The organism is Sphaerisporangium sp. NPDC004334, assembly GCF_053602655.1.
Genome location: NZ_JBSGDZ010000005.1, coordinates 144,756 through 157,041, shown reverse-complemented (window position 1 = coordinate 157,041; position 12,286 = coordinate 144,756). Strand labels below are relative to the sequence as shown.

At 65.0% G+C, this 12,286-nt stretch carries 4 protein-coding genes; all 4 read right to left on the bottom strand.

The window, feature by feature from the left end; translation table 11 throughout:
* Positions 1-45 precede the first annotated feature (45 nt).
* Positions 46-2,043 (bottom strand): GmrSD restriction endonuclease domain-containing protein, encoded by a 1,998-nt coding sequence (locus ACWEN6_RS07880; RefSeq protein ID WP_452569498.1) that lies wholly within the window; start codon positions 2,041-2,043, stop codon positions 46-48.
* A gap of 211 nt (positions 2,044-2,254) precedes the next feature.
* A complete protein-coding gene (locus ACWEN6_RS07875; RefSeq protein ID WP_452569497.1) occupies positions 2,255-5,638 on the bottom strand; it encodes a Swt1 family HEPN domain-containing protein in 3,384 nt (1,127 codons plus the stop codon).
* A 4-nt stretch (positions 5,639-5,642) separates the two neighbouring features.
* Entirely contained in the window at positions 5,643-8,402 is a 2,760-nt protein-coding gene (locus tag ACWEN6_RS07870; protein ID WP_452569496.1) for a DUF1156 domain-containing protein, read from the bottom strand.
* Positions 8,399-11,914, bottom strand: coding sequence for a helicase-related protein (locus ACWEN6_RS07865; protein WP_452569495.1), 3,516 nt, complete (start codon positions 11,912-11,914; stop codon positions 8,399-8,401). Before ACWEN6_RS07865 ends, ACWEN6_RS07870 begins: the two co-directional genes overlap by 4 nt.
* Positions 11,915-12,286 lie beyond the last annotated feature (372 nt).

Sequence of the window (12,286 nt, the reverse complement as noted above, 5' to 3'; positions counted from 1 at the left end):
GCTCACGCATAGTGGCCAGAACCGGTCGCCGCCCCGTCGATCCGGTCATTCGATGCTCGTCACAGGGAACAGGGTGCGCTCGCCGTCCCAGGGCCGGGGTTGGGTCACCGGGCATTGGGACAGCGGCTGGGCATCGGCCTTCTCGCGCTCCAGCGTCTTGCGCCAGGCGTCGATCGTGCCGGAGGCCAGGAAAGGGCCGATGGGAATGGTCAGCGTGTCGCTCTCCACGCGGACCGGCAGTGCCTCACCGGCGATCTCCAGGTCGCTGTCCAGGCCGCCATCGGCCGCTTCGATGGCGGATTCGAGATCGGCGAAGCTGAACGCCCCCTCCCACTCGAAGTCGTCGCCCTTGGCCTTGACCACGACGCGACCGGTGTCCCAGGAGCTCTGGTAGAGCACGAACTCCAAGGAGGAGCCCGCGAGCGGATCGGCGGTCGTCGCGGACTCGTCCAGCCAGGCGGGCCGGAACCGGTCCAGCAGCTTCGTCATCGCCTCGGCCAGCCGCGTGCGCCGTGCGTTCAGGAAGTCCCGGTAGGCGCCGGCGTGCCACAGTCGCTGTTCGGTAGGGACGAAGTGGGCCGCCAGTTCCTGCTCGGCCAGCGGCTGGCCGGGATCGGCGAGGTACACGCTCGGGGACCGGTCGCTGATCTTCCGGTTGGCCTTGGCCGAGATGAACGCGAGGTTGGCGAGATCGTTGATCTCGGTCTTGCTGTAGCCGTTCCCGTGGTTCCTCAAGGTCGCCTGCGGATGGATGTGGTGGTACTCCAGCTTCTGGCCGGCTTCGGCGGTCGCGGAGATCTCCGTGGAATACCACCAGTCGTGCGCACCGGCGTTCTTGGCGACCAGGAAGCTGAGCAGGAAGTACGGGCTACCGACGGTGCGGCCGACCAGGTCCTGCGGCGTCACCTCCAGGTGTGCGCCGCGGACGCCGAGGTTGGCGAGCAGTTGCTTGACCGGCTCGGGACCTCGGGCGGCGGGGATGTCCTGACCGAGCCGCGTGTCGGTCGAACTGCTGTAGCGGTTGCGGATGTTGGCGAGCAGGAACCAGTAGATGATCCCGTTCGCCGTCTCGGCGTCCAGCGGCGCGTCGGGTCGCTCACCGAGCAGCACGATGAGGGGCAGCAGCGCGATGTGCGAGGAGATCAGGTTGCTGTTGCTGACCTTGAGGTTCTGCTGGAGCAGTGGAACGAGGTGCCTGAGCCCGCGTCGGACGGTCGCCCAGCCCTTCTCCAGCTCCTCGTCACTGGCCGCGATGAGCCGGCCGTGCGACCAGGTGGACAGGCCCCGCCCCAGGACGGTGCCGGTCAGCGCACGGGTCAGGAAGGTGACGTCGAGGTCCTGGTAGTGCTGCTTCGCCCAGTGCGCGGCCTCGTCTTCGAGCTTGTCGAGAATGCCGGTCCAGCGCGCCGACAACGTGGCCAGGGCCAGGTCGCTGGTCTTCAGCGGACGCCCACTGTTGACCCGGACGAAGATCTGGGCGATCTCGTCGTACGGGAACTCGGTGAGGATCTCCATGTGGAAGCGGCGGCTGCGGATCGCGGCGAGCTGGCCCAGACGCTCCCCGATGAGATCGGGATCGAGCGACGGCACGGCCGAGTGGATTCTGGTGACGAGCGGGAACTGCTTGGCCCCAGGGCGGGCCACCTCGTGCACCTTGATCCACCGGGGGTCCTTGGCCGTGGCGGCGCTCTGGTTCTGGAACGCCTCGTTCTCGACGTTGAAGACGATCTGAGCCTCGGGGTGATCGTTGAGCACCCGATGCAGGGAGGTGAGACGTTGCTGCCCGTCGAGAAGGTAGAGCGGCTGCACGGCAGGCTGGGCCTGAGTGGTGCCGATGGCGATGCCGCGCGTCATCGGCTCCTCGTCGGTACGCCAGAAGAGCAGCGACCCGGTGGGATATCCCCGGTACAGCGACTCGATCAGCTTGGCGACCTGTGTGGGTTTCCACACGTACCCGCGTTGGATCTCCGGGAGTTTGATCTCACCGCTGGTGATCTGACCCGCGAGGGTCTGGATGTCGCGCTCCGCTTTCTCAACCGGCATACCAACTCCGTGCGATCAGTGGGGGTCCTGATGTCATCGCGATAATCAGCCTATTAAGGGGAATCCATCATTCCCAAGGGCTGATATTCAATGGTGATACTCTCTGCACCGCCAGGAAACCACTCGGGGGAAATAGGCGGATCAATCAGAGCATTTCCCTGGCGACTGGTGACCGCTCCGCCTCATCGCCCATGACGGAGCGGTCGCCAGCTCAGCGGTCCTCGAATCCGAATTGGTCGAATTTCAGGACACGGGAGTTCTCTGAGACGATGCGCACTTTGTCCTCGGGGAAGCCCTCCGGCTTTCGGGCGCTGATCTCGACGCTGATCTCCAGCTCCACCCCCTCCACGGCGGCGAGGTGCTGGATGACCTCCTGCGCCATCTTGGTGAAGCTCTTCTGGTAGAACTCCGGGTCCAGCTTGGCGGCGCCGAAGAACCTGACGTTCTTCGGGCCGGGTGGCGGGGTGACGGGCGGAACCGCCCCACCGGTCGAGCCGGTCGTGCCAGAGGCAGAGCCGGCGCCGCCGGTCACGACCGGGAGGTCGGCCCCACCGTTCTTCAAAGCTTCGGCCGCCGCCGCTTCCGCGGCGGACCTCAGCTCGGCTTCGCGCTGGCTCATGGCCAGGTCGGGACGCACCAGGAGCGTGCTGTCGGTGATCTGCCCGAAGTGGTCCTTCGGCGGAACCGCCAGCCCCTCGAACCGCTGACCGTCGTAAGCGGTGGCCAGGGCGAACCCGGTCCGCTCCCAGTCGAACTCGTCCAGCCCGGCGATGATGCCGGAGTCCAGCACTCCCCGGTCTCGGAGCCTGGGCAGGTAGGGGTAACGGCAGTAGTAGCCCCACAGCTCCTCGACCGAGATGTGGCCCCGCTTGCTCCAGATGCTGCCCAGCTCCCGGTCGAGGTTCCCGCGGATGACGGACGCCGCCTGGATGACGCGAAGGGCGTCGCGCTGGCGCAGCTTGGTGCTCACCCGCTCTGCCAGCCTGTCCTTGCTCCCGTCGGCCTTCTCCATCTGCCAGGTGATGTGCCCGCCGGGCTGCTGGTCGGGCACGAACGCCCAGTAGTACGTCTCGCGGATGCGCAGGTCGACGGCCTGCTTGGCGTTGGCGAGGCGGGTCTCCACCTGCTTGATCTGCTGGACGGACAGGTCCAGCTCCTCCTTGCGCCCGGAGATGTTCTGCCAGGCGAGGAACTCACGCACCGCTTCGGACAGCTCCTCCATCCGCCGGGCGTCACCGGCCAGGAAGACCAGCATGTTGCGGTTGATGCGCTGCGAAGTGGCCCGCTTGTCCAGCACCTCCTGGGCGAACAGCCGGGCGGAGGACTTGTCGTCCCCCTTGGCGTGCACGAACTTCGGGTGCAGGATGACCAGCCGTGCGTCGCCGGTGTCGGGCACCTCCGAGCTGTCGTCGGTGACGTGAACGGCCGCGAAGTCGCCGCGAATGCGCAGCTCACTGGCTCGCAGCCGCTTGACGATCTCCGCCCACACATCCTCGGGGTACAGCCGTTCGGCGTAGTCCTTCGCCGTCCGGGTGACGGAGGCCTGCGTGTCGAACCAGTAGCGGGCGCCGTCCACGTACAGGAAGGTCGCGCGGTCGGTCAGCATGTGGAGCGCGGAGCCGAAGTTGCCGACGACGTCACCGGGGATCGCGACACCGGCCCAGATGTTCTGCTGCTCGATGCCCTTGTGCGGCTTCGTGAGCGTGGGGGCGGCGCCGAGAAAGACGGTCCGGGCCAGCCTCCGGGTGAGGGCCCGCCGGCCGAAGACGTTGCGTTCCTTGTCGATCTGGACGGGCGTCGCCGTCTCGCCGTCGACATCGGTGTCGATGACCGCCTTCCAGCGGTCTTCGAGGTACTGGTCGATCTCGCTCACCACGGTCGCCTCGTTCAACGGCACCGAGCCGGGCATGATCAGCGGGTCGGCCACCTGGGCGTGCCACAGCTTGTGGATGACCGTGCTCATCAGCCGCAGAACGCCGCGGGTGCGCTGGAAGCGGTCCAGCGTCGACCAGTCCTCGTACAGCCGATCGAACAGCTCCGGGTGGATCGGATAGGCGTTCCTGATGCGCTCCTCGTAGGTCATCTCGGAGCACTCGCGGGGGAACTCGCCCTTGTGGTCGTTGTAGAACTTGTAGAACTGCTTGGCGATCGCGCCGATCTCGGCCTTGGCCTTGGCGTCCGGCTCCTCGAACAGCCGGCGGCGCACGATCTCGAACGACTCGTGGGCCCGGGCCGGCTGCCACTGGCGGGCCACGCGGCGGATCACGTTCTGCAGGCGGTCCAGCGCGGCACGGCCGTTGACGCCGCCGACCTCCAGGGCGCTGCCCATGATGCCGTTCTCGGCCTCGGCATGGCTGGACGCGGGGATCGAGACGACGAGTAGCGCGCCGGGCACGGCCTTGACGGCCTCGGTGATGGTCTGCGCGAAGGTGAACTGGGTGTCGAACGTCCCGGCCGCCAGGTCTTCGCGGTTGTAGAGCTGGCGGGCGTAGGCGACCCACTCGTCGATGAGGATCAGGCAGGGCGAGTAGGCGGCGATCAGCGCGCGGAGCGCGTCGCCCGGATTGGTGTGCGCCTCGTCGGCTTCCCGGACGATCTCGTACGCCTTGCGCCCGCCGAGCTGCCAGGCCAGCTCACCCCAGAGGGTGTGCACCTTGGTGCCGTCGGCTTTCGGCTTACCCGCAGCCGGGTCGATGTGGTTGCCCACCAGGGCCGCGCGCTGGACCGGGGTGCCGACGGCGCCGGCGTCGGCGTCCGCGAAGAGGTCTACGACCTCCTGGGGGAACTGGTGCAGCGGGGTGCCGGAGAAGATGTGCCAGAGGGCGAGCATCGAGTGGGTCTTGCCGCCGCCGAAGTTGGTCTGCAGGTTCCAGACCGGAGTGGCGTTGGGGTCCTTGCCGACTCGGGCGACCGCCTGCTGGAGCAGGTCCTTCAGGCCGTCGGTCAGATAGGTGCGGCGGAAGAACTGGATCGGGTTGGAGTACTCCTCGCTGGTGCTCTCGCCGATGGAGACCATGTGCAGGTCCGCTGCGAACTCGGCGGCGGCCAGCTTGCCCGCCTGCACGTCCGGGTGCGGCGCGATGATGTCACGCCACGGCTTCAGGCCGTTGGCCTCGATGCTCGGTAACGAGGTGACCGACTGGGCGGCCTTGCGGGCCTCGCTGTCGTAGAGACCGCGCTGGTGGTCCAGGCGTAATTTGCGCACCTCGTCGGCCCGGTCCATCGCGCCGACCGCGATCAGCAGGCGCTCCATGGTGTCCAGGGCACGGTAGGTGTCGTCACCGGAGAACGGCTGAGTGTGCGCCCACTTGTTGCCGATGTCCTTGAGCTCGCCGGCGAAGTTCTGCTCCACCCGGGAGAGCCGGTCCTTGAAGACCCGCCATTCCTCGACGATGACCCGGAGCAGGAAACGCACGTCGGTCTTGCTGTAGGTCTTATTCGTACCGTGCTTGGCCGCGTCCCGCGCTTCGAGGACCTGCACCCAGTCCTTGCCGGTGGGGGTGGCCATGTCCATCATCATGTCGACGAACGGCAGCAACCCGGCCCCGAGCAGTTCGAGTCCCCGGCCGATCCTGTCCCTGTTGCTCATCGCCATGTCGTCAGTCCTCGCCGTCGCTGAAGTCGAGCGTCCCCTGAGCACTCACGGCCGGAACGGCACTACGAGACGCCTTCTCGATCTCCGTCCACTCCGAGCCGAGAGCGTTGAATAGGAGGGCGGTCTTAGCCCAATTACGCCGCTCACAAATCGAGAAGAGCAGGTAGGCCAACTCTTTAGCAGTATCGAGATCGATCCGCATCTTCGCGGCTGCCATCAACTGTCCTGCCGCCTCGATACCCTGCTCATCCAGCCGCTTGGCAAGGTGCATAACGACCTCCCACACCGAGACCCTGTCGTCCATCTGCGGGTCATAACTAGGTGTGAGATCTTCAGGTCCAAATAGTTGAACCCTATTGTCCCGAGACCTTAACACGCCCGCGCGACTTAGACCTTCAACAGAGGTATTCGTCGCTTTCGACAGGGTCTCCGCTACACCGTAGACCCCTTCATCGAACCCGTAACTTTCGAACCATTTAACACAGAAACGAGTGTCTGAGTCGAAGTCTCCTTCCTGGTCAGAAAGTACTTCTGCAAGAATTTGATTGATAAGCATAAGCGCTGCTCGCACCCGCATCGGAGAGCCATCCGCCTCTGTGACTTGAGCGTAACGCGAGAAGGTGGCCATGCCGGGCCCTATGGCAGCTTGCGCTAGATCTACAGGAGCGACTCCTCCTTGCTGAAGGTCGCGCAGCGCGCCAGGCAACTCCCCTTTTAGAGCACTGATCAAACCACGTCGATCGATGACTTCCGCGGAATCAGCGCGTGGCCTACACGCCAGAACTATCGAGGACGCTAGAGCGTTTCGCCCGATTTGCCGGAGGCCGCCTGCCTGTTCAGTTCGCACTGGCCAGGTGGCAGCTACTATGGCACCTGCATCAATGAGGGCCTGCAGCATGGTCTCCCACCCTGTCGATGCAGTCCCGGACTCTTCATTTTCCGATTGCTTGAAGGCATAGAAAAGCGTCAGCGGAAAAGCTCGACCTTGAACCTGGAGTGCAGCCTCAAAAAACATGCGCAGACGCTCTTCGAAGAATCTCGTAGCCGCCGCCTTTGAACCCGCACGAGCAGGCTCAGCAATCATTTCTTCAGCCTTAGGCGTAGCCACCGTCCCGTAGAGCTCGGGAAGCACGCCTCCGAGCGGCTTTCGATGCCATACGTAGAAGAAATCCGATAGATCGGCGTACGGAATATTGTCATAGTACGGAGGATCGGTAGAGATGATGTGTCCACCACCATCGGATCCCTTTCCTATGGTGACAGCGTCCTGTTGGATGACAGAGCCCGATCCTCGTGCAGGCGTCCGCTCCAACGCCTCGACGAGGTAATCCAGCTGTCCGTTGATATTGCCACTGGAACTAGAAAATGGATTTGCTTCGGCGTATACCCAGATCATCGGCAAGGCATTACGTCCAAATACCTGCTCTACCGTCTCTCTGCCGGGGTGCCAGAAACTTTGACTCGAGTGTCGATTAGCTACACGCCCAAGCAAGAGCGTCAGATAAACAGCTAGATCGTTGGCATAGCTTCTAGAAGCTCCCTCACTTAGGGATTTCGCTACAGCCGCCTCTATGAGATCCACTAGACAGGCCAGAAGAGTGAGCTGCCGATTAGTAAACAAGTCAGCCCACGACGTGAGTCCATACGCTTGGATTCGGAATCCAAGCGCTTGGTCAGGGAGATCTCCTTCCGGGACGTCATCGGGAGCTGACACAGCTTTGGCGATCCGCTCATGATCTTCAGGCGGCGCTACGTAATACCGACTTCTTGGGCCTTCCGCAGCAATCGCCATCAACTGCGCACCCAACCTGCCAGCCCTACCCTCTGATCGGACATAAGAGAGAGGGACGGGTGTTTCACATATAAGACAGACAGCACCCTGCCGGTTAACAGTACCCTCTCGCGGATTACCTTTCGGTCCACGAACCTCAAACTTGACTCGTTTGCCATGGACGGTCGGCTCGGCGTAGCGCTCTTTGCCCTTCCTGTTGCTTAGCCAGAATCCGTTAGCTAGCGGCATCGTTCCACCGCAGGTTGGGTTCGGGCAGGTCGCAGTCCGAACCCAGAACCAAGCGATAATAGGCGCTTCAGTCCCATCACCTAGTCTGACGTGTGGATAGAGGTTCCCTATCCGTCTCTTCGCTTCGTTCCGTATCCATTCACCGTAGCGACGCACATCTTCAGCAAGACCGCTTGCTCCCTGCCATTCACCGAGTCGACTTTTGGCCGCTCCCGGAAATATAGGTGCCTTATTCCGCCACTTGGGCGGGATCTCGATCAGCGCCTTGTTGATGAGCACTGGAACTGGGTTCAAATCGGAGGCATGAGCATCCAAGCCGAGCCGCTGAGCTTCCAGAGGGATAGAGCCACCGCCAGCGAAAGGGTCTAAAATTGACGGCATCTTTCCATCGCAGGACTTCAATATTTCACTGCGAGCTTCCTCATACAGCCCCTTGTCGTTGATATTGTCCCAGTCAACAAGGCGCTCGATGATGTTGAAGAGGCGCTTACGCTCCAGAGTCTGATCTTCCTCGCTAGGGAACTCATCTGGGCGCGAGGACGGGTCATCTACGAGTTGGGCGAAGAGGACCGCGCGGCAGGCGGCCAGGGGGCGGCGGGCCCACCAGAGGTGGAGGGTGGAGGGGTGGCCGTGGCGGATGGACTTTTCGCGGGCCGACTGCTTGTTGATTTCTTCGAGGGGAAGAGCGACCTCGATGAGCTTGCGGCGGTACCCAGGGGTGCCGGCTTCGTTGTTCGTGGTCATATCGGTGCTCCTCCTCGTGCCCATTCCTTGTGCCAGTTGCCACCGAGGTCGGTGGCGGCGAAGTCGCCGAAGTCCACATCGCGGAAGGGATCCACGATGTAACGGACCTCGTCGTGCTCCGGGCCGTCCGGGTGGACGCTCACGAGCGCCAGCCGGTAGTTCGGCCCGGTGTTCTTGCCGGTGAGAACTTCCGTACGTGTGACGTGGAAGTGATCCGCTCCGTTTACCCGGCCTTTCACTTCGATGAAAATCCAGTGATCAGTGACCGTTCTGGAACGAATGTCATAGCCAGGGTTGTTATGCGGCATTTCCTCCGGGATGCGGCCGAGCTTCCGTTCCTCCTGCAGGACGCGATCGACCGCGCGCCGTTCGACCTCTGCGGTGTCCCGCGCGTACGCCTCCGGCGGCCCGTCGCGTAGTCCGGCGAGCCGGTCCAGCAGTCCCTGCGGGATCACCAGCGCGCCGCCGGCCACCCGAGGAGGCCGGACCTGGAGCAGCTCTCCTTGGTCCAGGTCCGCCATCCGGCGCTGGAGGCGTGCCTCCAGGTCGCGGGCCCGCCGGGCCGCCGTCTCCGGGCGGATCTTGAGGGTCTTGCGGGTCTGCTCGGCGTCAAGGAGGTCGGCGTGCCGGGTGTCCCAGTAGTTGATCTCTTGGAGCAGCCGCTGCCGGACGAGCCTGCGGGTGCGCTCGGTCTGCGCGGCGACCCGGGCGCGGATCTCCCCCACGTACGACGCCAGGCCGTTCTCCACCGCCCAGCCGACCGCGAGCCGGTCGACACCGCTCGCCAGCCAGGCTTCCTCCAGCACTCCCGCGACGAGCCGCCGCTCCGCCTCGGAGGCCAGCGCGTAGTCGAGGTAAGGGGCGGCCCCCGCGGCGCGGGCCGAGCTGCGGCCGATCTCCACGAAGTCGAAGCGCTTGCTGACGACCCGGTCGTGGCCGTCGGCGATCTCCTGGGAGATCGCGACCAGCACGTGCGGCTCCTCGGTCTCGACGCGCCGGTTCACCAGCACGGCGCCCTGCTTGAGCTGTGTGCCGTATCGCTCGATGACCAAGGAGACGACCGCGTCGAGCAGAGGGTGACCGGGAGCGAGCAGATCCGCGCGCGGTAGGCCCGCCGGGCGGACCAGCTCGCGGTCGAAGGTCACCCGCTCGTAGCGGCGCAGCACCGGTACGCCGACCCTGATCTGCCGGTCGTGGGCGACGACGTCGCTGGGGACATGCGTGATCTCGTACCGGCCGGACTCCCGCTCGGAGATACGTCCGCCGAGTCGCCGGAAGGCCGCGAGGAAGAACGCCTTGACGTAGTAGGGCTGGAGGCGCCGGGCCCGGGCCTCCTCCATGCGGAGCCGCCACTCGGCGACATCGGCCTCCTCCAGCTTCTGGTGCGCCAGGGCCCGCTCGGCCATCAGCTTGTCCAGACCCTGGCCCACCGAGGCGTCGATCACCTGGTTGAGCCGGTCGCGGACCTCCGGGCGGTCGCCGTACTGGATGGCCTGCATGAGCAGAGTGCGCAGCGGTTGCCCCTGGAACGCCTCGCCGAGGACGTCGAAGACCTTCCCCTTGTACGCGCGGCGCTGCTCGTCGATCTTGTCGAGCAGGCGGCGGAAGACCGCTCCTTCCCTGGTGTCCTCGGCGACGAGGTTCCACAGGTGGCAGACCTCGGTCTGCCCGATGCGGTGGATACGGCCGAAACGCTGTTCGATGCGGTTGGGGTTCCACGGAAGGTCGTAGTTCACCATCAGGTGAGCACGCTGGAGGTTCAGGCCCTCCCCCGCCGCGTCGGTGGCGACCAGGATGCGGCAGTCCTTGTCCTGGGTGAACAGCTCTTTGACGCGGCGCCGCTGGTCACGGGTCACCCCGCCATGGATGGTGACCACGGCCTCCTCGCGGCCGAGCAGCCCGCGGATGCGTTCCACGAGGTATTCGAGGGTGTCCCGGTGCTCGGTGAAGATGATCAGCTTGCGTGGCCCGCCGTCGGTGTCCCGGATCAGCGTGTGGCTCTGGAGCAGCTCCGACAGCTCGGTCCACTTGCGGTCGGTGCCCGCGTTGCGCACCCCGCGGGCGACCTCCACCAGGTCTTCCAGCAGACCGAGCTCCTTGTCCAGCTCGGCGAGCGTCTGAGCGGTGGTGGCCGCGTCGACGACGTCGTCCTCCAGCTCCTCGACCTCACCGCCGGGCAGGTCGTCGAGATCGGCGTCGAGGTCCTGCGGAGCCCGCCCGGCCAGAGCGGCGAGCCGCTCGCGGAGCCTGCCCTCGGCAGCGCTCGTGCCACCGGTGGCCAGCTCGTGCCGGAGCTGCTTGAGGCGCTTGTGACGGCGTTCGAGCGATTTCAGGATCGCTTCCGGGCTGGAGGCGAGCCGGCGCTGCAGCACGGTGAGCGCGAAGCCGACGGTGTTGCCGCGCCGCGCCTCTCCCCTGGTCGCCAGCTCCTGGGCCCGGCCCATCTGCTCGCGGACGTACTCGGTGACGACCTCGTACAGCTCGCGCTCGGCCTGCGACAGCTCGTAGGGGACGGTGTAGGCGCGGCGCTCGGGGAACAGCGGCTTGCCCTCGAAGGTGAGCAGGTCTTCCTTCACCATGCGGCGCATCAGGCCGTCGGTGTCGGCGGAGCTGATGCCCCCGCGGTACTTCCCTTCGAAGCGGTCGGAGTCGAGCAGCCCCATGAAGAGCTGGAAGTCGGCCTCGCTGCCGGCGTGCGGGGTCGCGGTCATCAGCAGCAGGTGGCGGGCGTGCCTGCCGAGCAGCTCGCCGAGCTGGTAGCGCTTGGTCTTCTTCAGTTCGTCGCCGAAGTAGCGTGCCGACATGCGGTGCGCCTCGTCGACCACGACCAGGTCCCAGTCACTGCGCTGGAGCTGCGCCTGGAGTTCCTCGCTGCGGGAGAGCTGGTCCATGCGGGCGATGAGCAGCGAATGGCGTTCGAAGACGCTCTGCTCCAGTTGCGCGTCGATCAGTTGCCGGGTGAGCAGCTCGAAGCGAAGGCCGAACTTCTCCAGTAGCTCCTCCTGCCACTGCTCGACCAGCCCGCCGGGCGCGACGATCATGCACCGTTCCAAATCGCCGCGGAGCATCAGCTCTTTGATGTAGAGGCCGGCCATGATGGTCTTGCCGGCCCCGGGGTCGTCGGCGAGCACGAACCGCAGAGGCGTGCGGTCGAGCAGTTCGCCGTACACGGCTTGGATCTGATGCGGCAACGGCTCGAGGTCGCTGGTGGTGACGGCCAGCATGGGGTCGAACCGGGCGGCCATGCGGATGCGCAGAGCCTCGGTGGCGAATTTGAAGTGCGCGCCATCGCCGTCGAAGGCGTAGGCGGCGGACGGCCTGCGCAGGACGAGCCGGCTCTCGCGATCGCGGTCGAGCAGCTGAGCGGTGATCTGGTCTGTTTCGGTCTGGTAGGTGAGCTCGAGCGCGTTGGCTCCGTACCAGGTGACGGCCACGACCTTCACGTCACCGCCCGGGATGACCCCGCCGACGATGGCGCCCTGAGTCAGCTCTTCGAGTTTGACGCCCGTCATCGGGAGGCGCACCATAGCCGGTTTGTCCAGAGTTGCACGCTCTTATCAGCCCTTCCGGTTAATCCACCCGCATATGCGGATGCAAGGAACCCGCCGTCTCCAGCGACCGGATGACCGAAAAGTCGGACAGTCGGCGATTTACCGCTGGGCCGTAATTCATCCACACACCGGCCGGATAACGACTTGGGCCACGCGCGTCACAGAATCGGTACGGTTCGATTACCGCGGATGAATGGGCGACCTATCGGGGGGACGGTAGATCAGGTAGAACAAGAGAAACGTTAACACCATGTCCTCGCAGACACAAGTCAAATGTCTGTGTATCGCAGTCACGGGCGCAATGTGCCCTGCTCAAGATGCGGAGCCCAGCGG